Origin of the sequence: Pseudomonas sp. RA_35y_Pfl2_P32 (assembly GCF_963970735.1) — a bacterium.
Classification (GTDB): Bacteria; Pseudomonadota; Gammaproteobacteria; order Pseudomonadales; family Pseudomonadaceae; genus Aquipseudomonas.
Map to the genome: position 1 here is coordinate 17,105 of NZ_CAXAQF010000006.1, position 17,354 is coordinate 34,458.

Annotated in this window: 17 protein-coding genes and 3 pseudogenes; 15 read left to right on the plus strand and 5 right to left on the minus strand. The window is 61.6% G+C overall.

Annotation, left to right across the window (positions count from 1 at the left end; genetic code table 11):
- The first annotated feature begins 102 nt into the window (after positions 1 to 102).
- Positions 103 to 1,317 carry an HDOD domain-containing protein gene (locus AACY45_RS07285; protein ID WP_339544822.1) on the plus strand — a complete coding sequence of 405 codons (1,215 nt, stop codon included), beginning with the start codon at positions 103 to 105 and terminating at the stop codon, positions 1,315 to 1,317.
- A 51-nt stretch (positions 1,318 to 1,368) separates the two neighbouring features.
- Here AACY45_RS07285 and desA read toward each other — a convergent pair whose 3' ends face one another.
- The gene (gene desA, locus AACY45_RS07290) at positions 1,369 to 2,547 is read right to left on the minus strand and encodes a delta-9 fatty acid desaturase DesA (protein WP_339544823.1); all 1,179 of its coding nucleotides are present in this window, start codon (positions 2,545 to 2,547) and stop codon (positions 1,369 to 1,371) included.
- A gap of 146 nt (positions 2,548 to 2,693) precedes the next feature.
- Between desA and dibA the strand changes: the two genes are divergently transcribed.
- The 6 genes from dibA (at position 2,694) to AACY45_RS07320 (ending at position 8,900) form a co-directional block, all read left to right on the plus strand.
- On the plus strand, positions 2,694 to 4,613 hold the full coding sequence (gene dibA, locus AACY45_RS07295; RefSeq protein WP_339544824.1) for a phosphodiesterase DibA: 1,920 nt from the start codon (positions 2,694 to 2,696) through the stop codon (positions 4,611 to 4,613).
- A gap of 248 nt (positions 4,614 to 4,861) precedes the next feature.
- A complete protein-coding gene (gene oscA, locus AACY45_RS07300) occupies positions 4,862 to 5,044 on the plus strand; it encodes a sulfur starvation response protein OscA (RefSeq protein ID WP_182343040.1) in 183 nt (60 codons plus the stop codon).
- A gap of 74 nt (positions 5,045 to 5,118) precedes the next feature.
- Positions 5,119 to 6,132, plus strand: a complete 1,014-nt coding sequence (locus AACY45_RS07305; RefSeq protein WP_339544825.1) for a sulfate ABC transporter substrate-binding protein — start codon at positions 5,119 to 5,121, stop codon at positions 6,130 to 6,132.
- 70 nt (positions 6,133 to 6,202) lie between these two features.
- A complete protein-coding gene (gene cysT / locus AACY45_RS07310) occupies positions 6,203 to 7,021 on the plus strand; it encodes a sulfate ABC transporter permease subunit CysT (RefSeq protein ID WP_339544826.1) in 819 nt (272 codons plus the stop codon).
- 13 nt (positions 7,022 to 7,034) lie between these two features.
- Positions 7,035 to 7,907 (plus strand): sulfate ABC transporter permease subunit CysW, encoded by an 873-nt coding sequence (gene cysW / locus AACY45_RS07315; protein ID WP_159993088.1) that lies wholly within the window; start codon positions 7,035 to 7,037, stop codon positions 7,905 to 7,907.
- Between the two features lie 3 nt (positions 7,908 to 7,910).
- A complete protein-coding gene (locus AACY45_RS07320; protein WP_339544827.1) occupies positions 7,911 to 8,900 on the plus strand; it encodes a sulfate/molybdate ABC transporter ATP-binding protein in 990 nt (329 codons plus the stop codon).
- Between the two features lie 196 nt (positions 8,901 to 9,096).
- On the opposite strand, the gene AACY45_RS07325 is transcribed toward AACY45_RS07320, so the two are convergent.
- Positions 9,097 to 9,618 carry an Mpo1 family 2-hydroxy fatty acid dioxygenase gene (locus AACY45_RS07325; protein WP_339544828.1) on the minus strand — a complete coding sequence of 174 codons (522 nt, stop codon included), beginning with the start codon at positions 9,616 to 9,618 and terminating at the stop codon, positions 9,097 to 9,099.
- Positions 9,619 to 9,703: 85 nt separating this feature from the next.
- On the opposite strand from AACY45_RS07325, the gene AACY45_RS07330 reads away from it, so the two are divergent.
- Both AACY45_RS07330 and AACY45_RS07335 read left to right on the plus strand, forming a co-directional pair.
- Positions 9,704 to 10,390, plus strand: coding sequence for a Crp/Fnr family transcriptional regulator (locus AACY45_RS07330; protein ID WP_339544829.1), 687 nt, complete (start codon positions 9,704 to 9,706; stop codon positions 10,388 to 10,390).
- Positions 10,391 to 10,478: 88 nt separating this feature from the next.
- Positions 10,479 to 10,844 (plus strand): response regulator, encoded by a 366-nt coding sequence (locus AACY45_RS07335; RefSeq protein ID WP_339544830.1) that lies wholly within the window; start codon positions 10,479 to 10,481, stop codon positions 10,842 to 10,844.
- Between the two features lie 6 nt (positions 10,845 to 10,850).
- On the opposite strand, the gene AACY45_RS07340 is transcribed toward AACY45_RS07335, so the two are convergent.
- A complete protein-coding gene (locus tag AACY45_RS07340) occupies positions 10,851 to 11,855 on the minus strand; it encodes an AraC family transcriptional regulator (protein WP_339544831.1) in 1,005 nt (334 codons plus the stop codon).
- Positions 11,856 to 11,955: 100 nt separating this feature from the next.
- Between AACY45_RS07340 and AACY45_RS07345 the strand changes: the two genes are divergently transcribed.
- Positions 11,956 to 13,029, plus strand: a complete 1,074-nt coding sequence (locus AACY45_RS07345) for a fatty acid desaturase (protein ID WP_339544832.1) — start codon at positions 11,956 to 11,958, stop codon at positions 13,027 to 13,029.
- 62 nt (positions 13,030 to 13,091) lie between these two features.
- Here the strand turns inward: AACY45_RS07345 and AACY45_RS07350 are convergent.
- Positions 13,092 to 13,217: pseudogene (locus AACY45_RS07350) on the minus strand (LysR family transcriptional regulator); the annotation flags it as partial.
- Positions 13,218 to 13,302: 85 nt separating this feature from the next.
- Here AACY45_RS07350 and AACY45_RS07355 point away from each other — a divergent pair.
- Positions 13,303 to 13,773 (plus strand): annotated as a pseudogene (locus tag AACY45_RS07355) (TonB-dependent receptor); the annotation flags it as partial.
- 54 nt (positions 13,774 to 13,827) lie between these two features.
- On the opposite strand, the gene AACY45_RS07360 reads toward AACY45_RS07355, so the two are convergent.
- Positions 13,828 to 14,139, minus strand: a complete 312-nt coding sequence (locus AACY45_RS07360) for a hypothetical protein (protein ID WP_339544833.1) — start codon at positions 14,137 to 14,139, stop codon at positions 13,828 to 13,830.
- Positions 14,140 to 14,304: 165 nt separating this feature from the next.
- On the opposite strand from AACY45_RS07360, the pseudogene AACY45_RS07365 reads away from it, so the two are divergent.
- The 4 genes and pseudogenes from AACY45_RS07365 to AACY45_RS07380 form a co-directional block, all read left to right on the plus strand.
- Positions 14,305 to 14,493 (plus strand): annotated as a pseudogene (locus AACY45_RS07365) (energy transducer TonB); the annotation flags it as partial.
- Between the two features lie 140 nt (positions 14,494 to 14,633).
- Positions 14,634 to 15,215: an alpha/beta hydrolase gene (locus AACY45_RS07370; RefSeq protein ID WP_339544835.1), complete on the plus strand. Its 582-nt coding sequence runs from the start codon at positions 14,634 to 14,636 to the stop codon at positions 15,213 to 15,215.
- A gap of 56 nt (positions 15,216 to 15,271) precedes the next feature.
- Positions 15,272 to 16,195: a sigma 54-interacting transcriptional regulator gene (locus AACY45_RS07375; protein ID WP_339544836.1), complete on the plus strand. Its 924-nt coding sequence runs from the start codon at positions 15,272 to 15,274 to the stop codon at positions 16,193 to 16,195.
- A gap of 173 nt (positions 16,196 to 16,368) precedes the next feature.
- Positions 16,369 to 17,151 (plus strand): MetQ/NlpA family ABC transporter substrate-binding protein, encoded by a 783-nt coding sequence (locus AACY45_RS07380; protein ID WP_339544837.1) that lies wholly within the window; start codon positions 16,369 to 16,371, stop codon positions 17,149 to 17,151.
- Positions 17,152 to 17,354 lie beyond the last annotated feature (203 nt).

Below are 17,354 nucleotides of genomic sequence, written 5' to 3' on the forward strand. Positions count from 1 at the left end.
CCTCGGCGGGTTTTTTTATCTTTGCCTACACATCGCTGGCTTTTGGCCTGTATCGAATCGGCGGCATTGTCTAAGGTGCAAGGATAGTCCCGGAGTGTCCTGATGAGCGCTGTTGATTTACCTGCCGTGCCACGCGTGCTGATTGCCGAAGCCGATCCCAGGTCGCGGGACCTGCTCAAACAGGTGTTGTTGAGCGTGCGCTGCGACGCACGGCTGGACCTGTGTGCCGATGGTCAGCAAGCCCTGCAACGGCTGGCTGAGCAGCCCTATGACCTGGTGATTGCCGATTGGGAGCTGTCTGGGGTCGATGGCCTGGGTTTGCTGCGCACTGTGCGCCAGCGCCGCCGTCATCCGCCGTTGCCGTTTGTCCTGATAAGTCACCGCAATGATAGCGCCAGCGTGCGCGAGGCGATCCCGCTGGCGCCTACGGCCTACCTGACCAAGCCGCTGAATATGCAGGGCCTGACGCTGCGCCTGCAGGGCCTGTTGCTGAGCGCCGGACAGACGGTTTCGTGCGAGGTGCCGGCGCTGGCCCCCGGCATGACCCTGGCTAATTTCCTTGAGCGTCGACGTGAGTTGGCAGACGGCGCGCCCCTGCTGACCGATGTGCAACTGGCGGTCAAGCGCAGCCTGAATCCCAATGGCCTGGACCTGAAGCTGCTGGAAGAAGAAGTGCGCACGGACCCGCAGATCACCGCCGTGCTGATCGCCGCAGCCAACAGCGCTGCGCACCACCTGGGCGAGGGGGGGCAGACCCTGTCCCAGGCCCTGCATCGTCTTGGCACCGGGCAAAGCATGAACCTGGTGCTGGGCCTTGCTCTCAAGCGCAGTGCGAAGTTGAGTGATCCATGCCTGGCCGACTACGCCGAGCGCTACTGGGAGCTGTCGTTGCACACCGCTGAGTACGGCCGCACGCTCGCGCGTTTGCTGGATCTGGATCAGGAGCGCTGCTACTGCGCCGGTATGCTCCACTGCCTGGGCGACCTGGCGTTGCTGCGCTGTTTGCAGGAGTGGAAGCAGGCCGGGGGCGAACTGGATGACGAGCAGGAGGTGGGTGAAGCGCTGGTGACGTTTGCAGCGGCCTACGGTTCGGCGCTGCGCACTCGCTGGCGGCTGCCGCTGGAGCTGCGAGAGCTGATTGCCGCGGTCTATCGGCTCGGTGGCGGGGTTTACTCCAGGGAAGCCCTGGTGATGAACATGGCCGCCCAGTTGGCCCGCCTGACGGAGCACGAGGGCGTTGAGGAACTGGCGATAAGCCGTACGGCGCGCTTGCTCAAGATCGGTTTGCCGGAGCTGATGCGCCTGCGCAAGACCTGAGTCTGGCGTAACCCCTGTGGGAGCTGGCTCCCACAGGGGTATTGGCTTGGTTTACGCCGGACGCAGGGAGTAGGTCTTGAGCTGGTGGGCGAAGTCGCGCAGCGATTGAATCCCGCTGGCCTCGGCTTCGTGGACCCAGTCCTTGATGGCTGCCAGCATGTCGTGGCCGTTGGAGCTGGTCTTGACCCAGATCTGCTGCAGGGCCAGGCGTTTTTCGTAGATGACCTTCAATGCCTGGCTGTGCTCGAGCATGGTCTGGATGCGCACGTGGTGTTTTTCATCCAGCAGGCTGGTTTCCCGCGAGAGCAGGCGCTTGGCGCGATGGAATTGGTGACGTACCGAATGGTCGACCTTTTCCAGCTCTTGCTTGACCAGCGGGCCGATCACCAGCTTGCGGTACTGGGCCATGATCTGGAAACGATTGTTGAGAATTGCCATGGCGGTGTCCATGTCCAGGCTGCCCTTGCCTTCGACGCGGTGGGCGATGGGCGCAACGCGCTGCACCTTGGCCAGGCGCAGGAAGCTGAAGAGCTGGATCCAGGCCCAGCCGAGGTCGAACTCCCACTTTTTCACCGACAGCTTGGCCGAGTTGGGGTAGGTGTGGTGGTTATTGTGCAGCTCTTCGCCGCCGACCAGGATGCCCCATGGCACCAGGTTGGTCGCCGCGTCGCGGCATTCGAAGTTGCGGTAGCCGATTGCATGGCCCAGGCCGTTGATCACGCCGGCGGCCCAGAACGGGATCCACATCATCTGGATCGCCCAGATGGTGATGCCGATAGTGCCGAACAGCAGCAGGTCGATCACGCCCATGAGCGCCACGCCCAGCAACGGGTAACGGCTGTACAGGTTGCGCTCGATCCAGTCTTCGGGGCAGTTCTTGCCGTAGATGCGCAGTGTCTCGGGGTTCTCGGCTTCGGCGCGGTACAGCTCGGCACCTTTGCGCAGGACCGTGGACAGGCCCTTGATCACCGGGCTGTGGGGGTCATCGACGGTTTCGCACTTGGCGTGGTGCTTGCGGTGGATAGCGGTCCACTCGCGGGTGTTCTGCGCCGTGGTCAGCCACAGCCAGAAGCGAAAGAAATGTTTAAGGCCGGCATTGAGCTCAAGGGAGCGATGAGCCGAGTAGCGATGCAGGTAAACCGTGACACCCACGATGGTGATGTGGGTCATTAACAGGGTGACTGCCACCAGTTGCCAGGCCGACAAGCCGAGTAAACCTTCGTACCACATAGGCTATATGGCCCTCGATAAAGAAAAAAATAGCTCGCGCATTATCACTCAGGACACAGATAAAACCAGTCACCCTTTCAGATAAGAGTGGCGGGATGTTTCTTTATTCTATAATTCCGAACTTTTGTAGGGACATGGACGGCCGGATGCCTGCCTTTTATCGCGATGCATTGCGTGCAGCGCTGCTTTACCTGGTGATTTCCTGCGTGTGGTTGGGGATTACTGGTTGTTTATTGAACAATTTGTTCGATGATTCCGCTCATCTAGCCCGCTGGCAACTGATCAACGGTTACGTCTGGGTGCTGCTCAGTGCCGGCTTGATTGTCCTGGTGCGTGGGCGCTGGCCGGGTTTTCTCGGTCGGGGAGCCGCGTTGGGCCGGGGCACTGAGGACTGCGCGCAATTGCGCCAGGCGCAGGCGGTGTTCGATTGCACCCATGAAGGCGTGTTGGTGACCGATCGCCAGCGCAAGATTGTCCACGTCAATCGCGCCTTCATGGAAATCACCGGTTACCAGCCCGACGAGGTGCTGGGGCGTACGCCCAGCCTGTTCAAGTCCGGTCATCACCCGCCGGATTTTTATAAGAAGATGTTTCAGGATCTCGGGCGTGGTGGTCAGTGGAGCGGTGAGATCTGGAACCGGCGCAAAAGCGGCGAGATTTTCCCCCAGTGGCAAACCATCCGGGTGATCCGTGACGACTGCGGTCAGCTCAGCCACTACGTGGCGGTGTTTTCCGATATCAGCGCGATCAAGGATTCCGAGCACGAACTCAAGCACCTGGCGCATCACGACCCGCTGACCGACCTGCCCAATCGCCTGCTGTTCAGCGATCGTGTCGAGCAGGCGCTGGCGTCGGCGCAAATCCACAAGCGCGGCTGTGCGTTGCTGATGATCGACCTCGATCATTTCAAGATGATCAACGACAGCCTGGGGCACAACGTCGGCGATCGCCTGCTCAAGGCAGTGGCTTCGCGTTTGCGCGAGATGTTCGGCCCCGGCGTGACCCTGGCGCGCCTGGGGGGCGACGAATTTGCCGTGCTGGTGGAGAGCTGTGGCCAACTGGTCCAGGCGGCGGCCCTGGCGCAGCGGATCATCGACGGCCTGAAAGAGCCCTTCGTGATCGACGCCGATCAATTGTTCATCAATGCCAGTGTCGGCATCAGCCTGTTCCCCAGCGACGCGCTGAGCGCCGAGCAGTTGCTGCGCAACGCTGATTCGGCCTTGTTCAAGGCCAAGAGCGCCGGGCGTAACGACTACGCCTTGTACACCGAAGAGCTGACGGCCCATGCCCAACATCGGGTCGAGACCGCCTTCGAGCTGCGCCGGGCGCTGGAGCAGCAGGAGCTGCGGGTCTATTACCAGCCAGTGCACGACCTGCAGAGCAGCCGCCTGATCGGCGTCGAGGCGCTGGTGCGTTGGCAGCACCCGCAGCGTGGATTGGTGTCGCCGGGTGAGTTCATCCCGATTGCCGAGCGCACCGGGCTGATCGCGGAAATCGATGCCTGGGTGATGCGCCAGGCCTGTGGGCAGATGTGCGCCTGGCAGCAAGCCGGCGTGGTGTTGTCATTCATTGCGGTGAACGTGTCGACTCGCTTGTTCGCCCGGCGCGAGCTGTACCAGCAAGTCGCGCAGGTGCTGCATGACACCGGGCTGGATCCGGCCTGCCTGGAGCTGGAGGTGACGGAGAGCGCGGTAATGGGCGACCCGGAAGTGGCCCTGGAGCAGATGCACCGGCTGCGCGAACTGGGGGTGCGCCTGGCCATCGACGACTTCGGTACCGGCTATTCGTCCCTGCTGCGGCTCAAGCGCCTGCCGGTGCAGAAGCTCAAGATCGACCAGGGGTTTGTCGCCGGACTGCCCTGGGATGACGACGACGCCGCCATCGTCCGGGTGATTATCGCCCTGGCGCAAAGCATGGGCATGCAGGTGCACGCCGAGGGCATCGAACACGTCGAGCAGGCGGCGTTTTTGTTCGAGCAGGGCTGTGATCTTGGCCAGGGCTACTGGTATGGGCGACCCATGCCGGCAGACGAACTGGATTGGGCGCGGGCCCCCCTGATCCGCTAAGGCGCTGGTCCTTGAATCCGGGGCTGCGCTGCAGTCCCGCAGGCGCAAGTGGGCCCACCTCCAGCCCTGCGCCGCGTTCCCCCAAGCCGCGATCTGCGCGCAAGCCCTTGCCTGGGCGAAAAATACTTTTCGGTTATATAAACATTCTTAAATAGTCTTTTTAAGAATATCCACGGCTATCTACCATTGCTCTCACGCCACAAGCAGTGCCGCCACTGCGAGGCACTTCTCATTTCAGGAGCAGCACCATGAGCGCATCCCTACGTAGCGTTGACGGCCATGACGAAGCCACCATCTTGCGCGAGATCCAGAGCGCCCTGCGCGATCTGCGCTTTGGTGCGGTAGAGATCACTGTGCACAACGCCCAGGTGGTTCAGATCGAGCGCAAGGAAAAATTCCGCCTGCAGAACCCGGGCAACAAGCCGAGCTGAGGCGCGGCGTCGCGGGCACCCGTTTCCAGAAATCCATAAGAACAGCCAACACTAAAAATTTCAGGAGCTCCACCATGTCGTCGATTCGCCGTTTCGCTTTGGCCGCTCTGGCCAGTGCCCTTTTTGCCGGTTCCGCGGTTGCCAAGGATTACGAGTTGCTGAACGTTTCGTACGACCCGACGCGTGAGCTGTATCAGGACTACAACGCAGCGTTCATCAACTTCTGGAAGAAGGATCATGCCGGCGACAACGTCAAGATCCAGCAGTCCCATGGTGGCTCCGGCAAGCAGGGGCGGGCGGTGATCGATGGTCTGCGGGCCGACGTGGTGACCCTGGCGCTGGCTGGTGACATCGACGAAATCGCCAAGCTGGGCAAGACCCTGCCTGCTGACTGGCAGAAGCGTCTGCCCGAGGCCAGCACGCCCTACACCTCGACCATCGTGTTCCTGGTGCGCAAGGGCAACCCCAAAGGCATCAAGGACTGGGGCGACCTGATCAAGAGCGGTGTCGAAGTCATCACCCCGAACCCGAAAACCTCAGGTGGTGCCCGTTGGAACTTCCTGGCGGCCTGGGCCTATGGGCTCAAAGCCAATGGCGGCGACGAAGCCAAGGCCAAGGAATACGTGCAGACCCTGTTCAAGCACGTGCCAGTGCTCGATACCGGTGCTCGCGGCTCGACCATCACCTTCGTCAACAACGGTCAGGGTGACGTGTTGCTGGCCTGGGAAAACGAAGCCTTCCTGGCGCTCAAGGAAGAGGGTGGCGCAGACAAGTTCGAAATCGTCGTGCCTTCACTGTCGATCCTCGCCGAGCCGCCGGTCGCGGTGATTGACAAGAACGCCGAGAAAAAGGGCAACGAGCAGATCGCCGAAGCCTACCTCAAGCACCTGTACAGCCCGGCAGGCCAGGAAATTGCGGCGAAGAACTTCTATCGTCCACGTGACAAGGACGTGGCCGCCAAGTATTCCAAGCAGTTCCCGACCCTGGACCTGGTGACCATCGACAAGGACTTTGGTGGCTGGAAAACCGCTCAGCCGAAGTTCTTCAATGACGGCGGTGTGTTCGACCAGATTTACCAGGCGCAGTAATCTTAAATTGCTATCAACGAGCCCCGGAATTACCTTCGGGGCTTTGTTGTGTTCTTGACCAAGGACTTTTATGTCGCGTCGTATCTCCCCCGTCATACCCGGCTTCGGGCTGACGCTGGGCTACACCTTGGTGTACCTCAGCCTGATTGTGCTCATACCCCTGGCGGCGATGTTCGTCCATGCCGCTCAACTTACCTGGGAGCAGTTCTGGACCATCATCACCGCGCCACGGGTGCTGGCGGCGTTGCAGCTGAGCTTTGGCACGGCGCTCTGTGCCGCGATCATCAACGGCATCATCGGCACGCTGCTGGCCTGGGTGCTGGTGCGCTACACCTTCCCGGGACGCAAAATCATCGATGCGATGATCGACCTGCCCTTCGCCTTGCCCACTGCGGTGGCTGGTATCGCGCTCACGGCGCTGTACGCACCCAATGGCCTGGTGGGTCAGTTTGCAGCGGGCATGGGGTTCAAGATTGCCTATACCCCCCTGGGCATCACCCTTGCCCTGACGTTCGTGACCCTTCCATTCGTGGTACGTACGGTACAGCCGGTACTGGCCGATATCCCGCGTGAAATCGAAGAAGCGGCGGCATGCCTGGGGGCCAAGCCCTTGCAAGTGTTCCGCTACATCCTGCTGCCGGCCTTGTTGCCCGCCTGGTTGACCGGATTTGCCCTGGCGTTTGCCCGGGGTGTCGGGGAATACGGCTCGGTGATTTTCATTGCCGGTAACATGCCGATGAAAACCGAAATCCTGCCGCTGCTGATCATGGTCAAGCTCGACCAGTACGATTACACCGGTGCCACCTCCATTGGCGTGTTGATGCTGGTGGTTTCCTTTGTCCTGTTGCTGCTGATCAACCTGTTGCAGCGGCGCATCGAAACCCCATAAGGAGGCGCGAACCATGTCCCAATCGTCTATTAGCGCCGCTTCCTCGGCCAACGCTGCCCGCCGTGGCAGTGCCAGCTCGCGACGGATCCTGATCGTCCTCGGCTGGCTGATCTTCGCCCTGTTCCTGTTGCTGCCCCTGTTCATTGTGGTGTCCCAGGGCCTGAAACTTGGCCTGGGCGCGTTCTTCGCGGCGATCTTCGAGCCTGACGCCTTGTCCGCGTTGAAACTCACGGTGATCGCCGTGCTGATCTCGGTCCCGCTGAACCTGGTGTTCGGCGTCAGTGCCGCCTGGTGCGTGAGCAAGTACTCGTTCCGTGGCAAGAGCATGCTGGTGACCCTGATCGACTTGCCGTTCTCGGTGTCGCCGGTGATCGCCGGCCTGGTCTATGTGCTGATGTTCGGCGCCCAGGGCCTGTTCGGGCCGTGGCTGCAGGACCACGACATCCAGATCGTCTTCGCCTTGCCGGGCATCGTGCTGGCGACGATCTTCGTCACCGTGCCCTTTGTCGCGCGTGAGCTGATCCCGCTGATGCAGGAGCAGGGCACGCAGGAAGAGGAAGCCGCGCGCTTGCTGGGCGCCAACGGCTGGCAGATGTTCTGGCATGTCACCGTGCCGAACATCAAGTGGGGCCTGATCTACGGTGTGGTGCTGTGTACCGCGCGGGCGATGGGCGAGTTCGGTGCGGTGTCGGTGGTTTCCGGGCACATTCGCGGGGTGACCAACACCTTGCCGCTGCACGTCGAGATCCTCTACAACGAGTACAACCATGTCGCCGCGTTTGCCGTTGCGAGCCTGTTGCTGATCCTGGCGCTCTTCATCCTGCTGCTCAAGCAGTGGAGCGAAAACCGTATTAACCGCCTGCGCGCCAGCGCCGCGGAGGAATAATTCATGTCGATCGAAGTGCGTAACGTCAGCAAGAATTTCAACGCGTTCAAGGCGCTGGACAACATCAGCCTGGACATCCAGAGCGGCGAGTTGGTGGCCTTGCTCGGCCCATCCGGCTGTGGCAAGACCACCTTGCTGCGGATCATCGCCGGGCTGGAAACCCCGGACCAGGGCAACATCGTGTTCCACGGCGAAGACGTTTCCGGCCATGACGTGCGCGATCGCAACGTCGGTTTCGTGTTCCAGCACTACGCGCTGTTCCGCCACATGACGGTGTTCGACAACGTCGCGTTCGGCCTGCGCATGAAGCCGAAGAACCAGCGCCCGAGCGAAAGCCAGATCGCCGCCAAGGTTCATGAATTGCTGAACATGGTGCAACTGGACTGGCTGTCGGATCGCTATCCGGAGCAGTTGTCCGGTGGGCAACGGCAGCGGATCGCCCTGGCTCGCGCCCTGGCGGTGGAACCCAAAGTGCTGTTGCTCGACGAGCCGTTCGGGGCCCTGGATGCCAAGGTCCGCAAGGAGCTGCGCCGCTGGCTGGCCCGCTTGCACGAAGACATCAACCTGACGTCGGTTTTCGTCACCCACGACCAGGAAGAGGCGATGGAAGTCGCCGATCGCATCGTGGTGATGAACAAGGGCGTGATCGAGCAGATCGGCTCACCGGGTGAGGTCTACGAAAATCCGGCCAGCGATTTTGTCTACCACTTCCTCGGCGACTCGAACCGCCTGCACCTGGGCGAAGACAACCACGTGCTGTTCCGTCCCCACGAAGTGTCGCTGTCGCGCCATGAACTGGAAGACCACCACGCCGCTGAAGTGCGCGACATTCGCCCCCTGGGCGCCACCACGCGGGTGACCCTGAAGGTGGAAGGGCAGAGCGAGTTGATCGAGGCCGAAGTGGTCAAGGACCACGACAGCCTGACCGGCCTGGCCAAGGGCGAGACTCTGTTCTTCAAACCCAAGGTCTGGCAAAAAGTCGCCAACCTGTAACGGCCTGTAGCAGCTGCCGAGCTTGCGAGGCTGCGTTCGGGCGCGAAGCGGCCGCCGCGCCCGGCGCCCGACTCTTGAGGGTGCGGTTGGGTTCGGCGTCTGCTTTGCAGACGAACGCAGCCTCGCGGGCTCGGCAGCTGCTACATAGCTGCGACACAGCAGGGTTCATTTCAATCCGCTTTGGCACCGTCCCACTTCAGGCGCGGCCGTGGGCCATGGTACGCACCGGGCCTGCTCGCTGCTCGATCTGCTCCTTGAGGTCATGGCGCAGGCCCAGCAGGAACGCCAGTTCGGCCACCACGAACAGCGGACCGACGATCAGCCCGCTGACATCATCGACAAACGCCGGTTTGCGTCCCTCGTAGTAATGCCCGACAAACTGGATCACCCAACCCAGCACAAACAGTCCGATGCCGCTGCCCAGCCACACCCCGGTGCTCTGCGCCGCCAGGACCTGGCCCAGCCACACGGACAGGCCGAGCAGCACCGTCATCAGCACGCCCAGGCGCACTTCCAGGCGCAGGTAGAACCACGCCGAGGCCAGCGCCACGAGCACTGCCGGCGACAGCCAGAGCCCGACTACCGACCAGGACGGCCGTGACAGCAGCACCGCGACGGCCACCACAATCAATGGAATGCCGATAAAGTGGCTGGCGATATTGCGCGGGTCACGGTGGTAAGCGGCGTATTGACTGAGGTGGTCAACCAGGCTTTTCATTGTTATTCCTCCTGTAGGGATGTTGATCATGCCCTGAGGCCCGTCGTTGCTCTGTCAGCCAGACGACAATCACTGTGGAGTCTTCATGCAAATAGCGGCCTGGCGTGCATGCCTGGTGCAGGGGCAGTGGTTCAGCCACCTGCCATCCTGTCTTCAGGATAGCTTGCTGTCCCTGGCGCGCGTACGGCACTTGTCGGCGGGGCAGCGCCTGTTCGGCCGCGGTGATGCGCCCTGTGGCCTGTACGCCGTGCTGGAAGGTGCGGTGCGGGTGGGAGCGGTGAGCGAGCAGGGCAAGGAGGCGTTGCTGAGCCTGATCGAGGCGCCGCACTGGTTTGGTGAGATCGGCCTGTTCGACGGCCAGCCACGCACCCATGATGCCTACGCGGTGGGGCCCTGCACCTTGTTGCACCTGCCACAGGCCGCGCTGCTGGCCTATCTGGATCAGCAGCCGCAGCACTGGCGGCAACTGGCATTGTTGATGAGCCACAAACTGCGCCTGACCTTCATTAACCTCGAACAGTTGACCCTGCTGGCGGCCCCGGCCCGGGTGGCGCACCGGCTGCTGATGATCGCCGATGGCTATGGCGAGATCGAGCCGGCGCGGCGAGTCCTGCAATTGCCTCAGGAGCAACTGGCGCTGCTGTTGTCGCTGTCGCGCCAGACCACCAACCAGATCCTGCGGGACCTGGAAAGCCAGGGTATTGTCAGCCTGGGTTACGGTGAAATAGAGATCCTCGATGCCCCGCGGTTGCGCGCGCTGGCGCAGCTGTGACCTGCTCGGTTGATCCGAAATAAGCGTTAGTGATGGGCTTTGGTCGCCAAGACGCCTAGCCTGTAGCGACGATTATCCGAGGTGTGCCATGCGATTGCTGTTAGTGGAAGACGAACCCGAAATCGCCAAGGCGCTGGCCCAAGGCTTGAGCGAAGCCAGTTACACGGTGGATGTAGCCGACAACGGCATGGCCGGGCGGCGTTTCATCGAGACGGTGCAATACGACCTGATCATTCTCGACGTGATGCTGCCGGGCCTGAACGGCTGGCAACTGCTGCAACAGGTCCGTAAGGCCGGCGCGACACCGGTGCTGTTCCTGACCACCACCGACGGCATCGAAGACCGTTTGCGTGGCCTGGAACTGCATGAAGATGACTACCTGCTCAAGCCGTTTACCCACAGCGCACTGGTGGCGCGGGTACGCAAGTTGCTGCGCCGCGATCGCGGGCGCTGACAGTCTTCAGCGCAACCCATCGCGAAACTGCCCCGGCGTCATCCCGGTCCAGCGCTTGAACGCGCGGCTGAAGCTGCTGGTGTCGGCGAATCCCAACAGGTAACTGATTTCGCTCAGCGAGCACTGTGGGTCGCGCAGGTGCAGCAGGGCCAGATTCTCGCGGCTTTCGTTGAGCAGGGTGTCGAAGCGACACCCCTCGTCCGCCAGGTGCCGTTGCAGGCTGCGCAGGCTCAGGTGCAGGGCCTGGGCGATGCGTTCGGCGCTGGGCTCGCCTTCGGGCAATTGCTCTTCGATGGCGTCTCGTACCTTGCGCTCCCAGGTCAGCGGCTTGAGTTGCGCCAGGGTGCGCTTGAGCACGGTCTCGTTGTGCTCGGCCAGCTCCGGGTTGGCGTCGTCCAGGTGGCTGTCGAAATCCTCCAGGGAAAACTCCAGGCGATCCTCTTCGGCGGCGAAGTGCACCGGCGCGCGGAACACCTTGTGCCAGGGGTGGGGATCGGCCGGTTCCGCACGGCGCAAGTACACCGCCAGCGGCGCGTATTCGCGGCCCAGGCGGTTGCGGCAGGTGCGCACATAGATCGCGGCGAAGGCATCGAGGGCTTCGGGTGCCGGCGCCGGGCTGCCGGTGGGGACTTTGAGGGTGAAGCAGTAGCGATCCTCAGCGCGGTTCAAGTGCAGTTCGAGGGCATCGCTGACGACCTGGTGATAACGCACGATGCGCTCGAACACTTCGCGCAGGCTACCACTGGCCACCAGCGCATAGCCCAGTGCGTGAAAGGTGGTCGGGCTGACGAACCGCGAGACCCGCAAGCCGATCGCCGGGTCGCCACTGGCCTGGACGGCCAGTTCCCACAGGCGCGTGGTGGCCGAGAGTGGATACCGGGCGTTGGGATCGTCCATCAGTTGCGGGTCGAGCCCGGCTTGCCGGCACAGCACATCGCTGTCGAAGCCCAGGGCCTCGAGTTGTTTGCGCAGGGCGCGGGTCCAGCTGGCGAGTGAGGTGGGTTCAATCATGATGATTGGCGCTTCCGGTCAACAGGTTGGCGTTCACAGCTAGCGCCCAACGCGACCGCACCGGGCAGGATGCGAACATCAATAGCCAGAGGATGGAAGCATGCACGGTACTTCTGCAAGTCCCGAACACCTGAATGCACAACAACGATCGGCGCATATTCGTGAAGTGGTGCTCGCCAAGGGCGTCGAACTGCGCCAGCGCTACCCGATCCTGCTGCATCAGGATGCGCTTGGCGCCGGCATCCTGGCCTTTGCCCTGGCCGGGATGCTCGGATCGGCGGCGCTGTACATCAGCGGGCACATGGCCTGGTGGGTGTGCCTGCTGCTCAATGCTTTTTTTGCCTCGCTGACCCATGAGCTGGAGCACGATCTGATCCACAGCATGTATTTTCGCAAGCAGCGGCTGCCGCACAACTTGATGATGGGGCTGGTCTGGCTGGCGCGCCCGAGCACCATCAACCCGTGGATCCGCCGCCACCTGCACCTCAATCACCACAAGGTGTCCGGCACCGAAACCGACATGGAAGAGCGGGCCATCACCAACGGTGAGCCGTGGGGCATCGCGCGGTTGCTGATGGTCGGCGACAACCTGATGTCGGCCTTTATTCGCATGCTGCGGGCCAAGACCTGGGCGCACAAGCTGAGCATTGTCCAGCGCAGCCTCAAGGTCTATGCGCCGCTGGCACTGCTGCATTGGGGCGCCTGGTATGTGTTCCTCGGTTTTCACGGGATCAACGGCATCGCCTGGTTGATGGGCACTTCGGTGCAGTGGTCAGCGAGCACCTTGGCGGTGATGCAGGTGATTGATATCGCCGCCGTGGTGATCATCGGTCCCAACGTGTTGCGTACCTTTTGCCTGCACTTCGTCAGTTCGAACATGCACTACTACGGCGACATTGAGGCCGGTAACGTGATCCAACAGACCCAGGTGCTCAATCCGTGGTGGATGTGGCCGATGCAAGCGTTCTGCTTCAACTTCGGCAGCAGCCACGGCATTCACCATTTTGTGGTCAAGGAACCGTTCTACATCCGCCAGATGACCGTGCCGGTGGCGCACAAGGTGATGCGCGAGATGGGGGTGCGGTTCAATGATTTCGGGACGTTCGGCCGCGCCAACCGGTATACCCGCAAGGAGCAGGTGGCGGGGGAAGAGGTGCGTACCGTGCGGGCTTGATGGGTGGTCCCATAGGCGCGAGCCGGGCGGCGCTGCGCCTGCTCTCGATGTTCTGCGCCAGGTTGCGCCAGTGCATCGGGCACCAGTTTCACCGCCGGCGCCGAGCCACAGCCAAAGTGCACTTCACCGACATCGAGCTTGGTCATCTGCGTCACTTGCGCGCTGAGCAACGCTGCGCCCAGGGCCAGCGGCGAGCAACTGGAAACCGTGACCGTCACCGCGCGGCGCCGTGAAGAAAGCTCGCAGGCCGTGCCGACTCCGATGAGTGTGATCGGTGGCCTGACCCTCAACGGCTCATACAACGACGTCAGCTACCTCTCCTACGAGGATGCCCCATGCCCGCCGGAAGTCAGCCTGGCACCGGGTGCGCCGTCGGCGTGCGACCTCAGCGGCTACCAGGTAGTCGGGGCTTGGAAATGGATCGGCAACGCCAACGGCGAATACAAGTGGAACCTGGGCAACGGCCTCGAAGAGTACGTCACCGCCCGCTATGCCTTCCGCCCCAAGGCGGTCGGTACCGTGGAAGATCCCGACTACGGACAGATCCCCAGCTACGCCGTGGTCAACCTCTCCACCGGCTTTCGCGGCGACTTCGATGAGGGGCAGTGGGATGTCTCGTTGTGGCTGAAAAACGCCTTCGACAAGACTTATTACACCACCCTCTGGACGGGCGGCAACGGCGGGTATGAAGGCTTGCTTGGCACGCCGCGGACGCTGGGCGTCACGGGGCGCTACGACTTCTAGGAGCGTTGTCACCTCCCGCGAGCCTCCTTGGATGATCGCAGGAGGTGAGGTGCCTCAATTACCGGTGATTAATACGCAGGTCTGTGCATGACAGCCTTTGGACTTGCTCAGTGAGACGAACTTGATGCCCGCCTCGGGGGTAGAAGTGGAAATCGTAACGGTAGCCGCTTCGTAGTCTTTTGCTTGAAAGCGATCACCCGGCAAAACGACGCCTTTCCACTTGCCCTGGAAAATATTGAGGGGGTAGCTGGTCTTGTTGCGGATTTCCAGTTCAATCGCGTCCGTGTCCTTGGGGGTAGCGGCAAAAAGCGATAGCGGTGCCAGCATCATGGCCGCGCAAATCAGTGATCGGGTGTTGAATTTCATGAGTGCTCATCCTGAGTCGATTGAATTGGAACGAAGGTTACCGCTGATAAAGCGGTGATCGATCTAAAGCGGCGAGTGCAGGTAATGCAATCGCATTTTTGTAAGTGGCTATGTGGATTTGCCCCGAGTCGCCTTTGCTTCGAAGGCCCGGTTTTAGAGCGCCCTGAAACCATGCGTCCGGCGCCGCCGGTGGTCGAACCGCCACCACCCCAACCGGCATCACCGCCAGTGGTGGATGAACGGGCGGTCAAGCTACCGCCAAAACCCAAGCCGATCCCCAAACCAGTGGTGAAGCCGGTGCCCAAGCCCGAAGCCGTCGCCCCGGTGGAACAGAACGATCCGCTGGTGGTACCCACTAGCGGCTTGTCTGCACACCACCCCTATCAATCTTTCATATTCCATTAAGGTCTTAATAAATATCTTCTTATTCCTTAGCGAATATAAATCTCATCCCTATACTCGCTCAGGAACAGACACGCACAGGAGAGCTCCCCATGCGCAACGAATCCATTCGCTACCTGATTGTGCCGGGCTGGCAGGGATCACCAGACGATCATTGGCAGACCCACTGGCAGAACAGTCTGCCGAACAGCGCACGGGTCGAGCAGGCCGATTGGCTCACCCCTCGTCGTGAAGACTGGGTGGCGGCCCTGGCCGAAGCCATTGCTGCCGACAGCGCGCCGGTGATCCTCATCGCCCACAGCCTGGGTTGCATCACCGTGGCCCATTGGGCGGCCACTGCGCCCTTGCAGGCGCTGCGCCAGGTGCGTGGGGCCTTGCTGGTGGCGCCTGCCGATGTCGAGCGCCGGGCGTGCGTGCCGGCGTTGCGCAATTTCGCACCGATTCCCACGCACCTGCTGCCGTTTCCCAGCCAGGTCGTCAGTGCCGACAACGATGCGGCCGTGAGTGCCCCGCGCGCCCTCGAGCTGGCGCGCAACTGGGGCGCCGAGGCCGGCATCCTGGCAGGTGCCGGACACATCAATGTGAAGTCCGGCCACCATCGTTGGGAGCAGGGGTTCGCTTACATGTATCGCCTGCAGAACCGCATGGAACACCACGCCCTGCGCCGCGCCTGATCGTCCCTTTCAATTAAACGCCCCCGTCCGCCGGCGGTTCTGGGCGGGAGCCTGCCATGAGTGTGCATGAAACCTTCGGTCAGCCACTGCTGACCTTTCCCGACGCAGAAAAAAGCCCGTTGAGCATTCGCGCCAAGGCGCTGGTGTTCGTCGACCCACGTTCGCGCAGCCTGCGCCAGGAACTTGAGCAACTGGCACCGCGCTCGATTTCGGTGTTGATTCGCGGGGAAACGGGAAGCGGCAAAGAGTTGCTGGCACGGCACATTCACCGGGCCAGTGACCGCGGTGGTTTGTTCGTCTCGGTCAATTGCGGCGCCATCAGTCCGACCTATGCCGACGCCGAGCTGTTCGGTTATGCCGGTGGCGGCTTCAGTGGTTCGGCCAGCAGCCGCGCCGGCTGGTTTGGTTCGGCCAATGGCGGGACCCTGTACCTGGATGAAATCGGCGATTTGCCGCTGCCGATCCAGATCAAGTTGCTGGCGGCCCTGGAAAATCACGAAGTCACCCGTGTCGGCGCCCAGCACCCGAGCCCGGTCGATGTGCGCCTGGTGGCCGCCACCAGTATCGACCTGGCGCAGGCCGTGGCGGCCGGCAAATTCCACGAGCGGCTCTACCACTACCTCCGCGAAGGTCAGTTGCAATTGCCGGCGCTGCGCGAGCGGGTGGGCGACATTCAATCGCTGGCCGAGTATTTCCTCGGCATCTACAGCCAGCGCCTGGGCCTGCCGGTGCCCCTCATCAGCGACGCGGCACAGCAGGTGCTGGAGCAACACAGTTGGCCGGGCAATACCCGTGAGCTGGAGAACGTCATTCACTTTGCGTTGCTGGTCAGCAGCGGTGAGGAGATTTTGCCGGAACATTTGAATCTGCCGGCCACCGAGCAGCCGTTGCAGTTGATTGAGCGCTGGGTGGCGCAGTGGGTACACAGTGGTAACCGTGAACCCCTGGACAGGTTGAAGCGGCTGTTGGCGCACGTGTAAATCGCGGTGCATGACGGTTGCGAATTTGTTATTCGATTATGGAATATTCACTTCGATAAAAAGTATTTTTACGGCATAAAAAATCCGGGTATTGTCCGCCTCACGCCAGCGATAGCACTTCACTGGCACCTCACTTTTAAGCCGTTGTCGACAACGACAAATAAGGACACTGCATGAAAAAGGTTCTGTTGTTTACCGCACTCGCGGCTGCCCTGACGGCTGGCCTGGCCCAGGCGGGCGAGAAACTGGTAGTCGCGGCCACTCCGGTACCGCACGCCGAGATCCTCGAGTTGATCAAGCCAACCCTCGCCAAAGAAGGCGTGGACCTGGAAATCAAAGTCTTCACCGACTACGTGCAACCGAACGTACAGGTCGATCAGAAGCGTCTGGACGCCAACTACTTCCAGACCCTGCCATACCTGCAGAGCTTCAACGAAGGCAAAGGCACTAACCTGGTGACCGTGATCGGTGTGCACGTCGAGCCGTTCGGCGGTTACTCGAAGAAAGTCAAAACCCTGGCTGAGCTCAAGGACGGCGCAACCATCGCCATCCCGAACGAAGGCAGCAACAGCGGTCGTGCGTTGATCCTGCTGCAGAAAGCCGGACTGATCGAACTCAAAGACCCGAAAAACGCCCTGGCCACGCCGAAAGACATTGCCAAGAACCCGCACAACTTCAAGTTCAAGGAACTGGAATCGGCCATGCTCCCGCGTGTGCTGGATCAGGTCGACCTGGACATGATCAACACCAACTACGCGCTGGAAGCGGGCCTCAACCCAGCTAAAGACGCACTGGTGATCGAAGGCGCGGATTCGCCTTACGTGAACTTCCTGGTGGCCCGTCCAGACAACAAGGACAGCGTCGCGATCCAGAAACTGGCCAAGGCCCTGACCAGCCCTGAGGTGAAGGCATTCATCGCCAAGAAGTACAGCGGCGCGGTCCTGCCGGCGTTCTGATCACGCGATAAACCCCTTCAAGGTTTGAACGCCGACGGCTTTCAATAGCGTCGGCGTGATCGTTCCCAGGCGCGTGGGAACGATCAGCTACGACCTCATCCACTCTGGTATTCAACGCCCGGCGCAACGCCACCAACCACTTTACGACATCCTGCGGATCCATCCGCTTCGGTGCGTTCACGTCTGCCATTTTCATCGTCCTT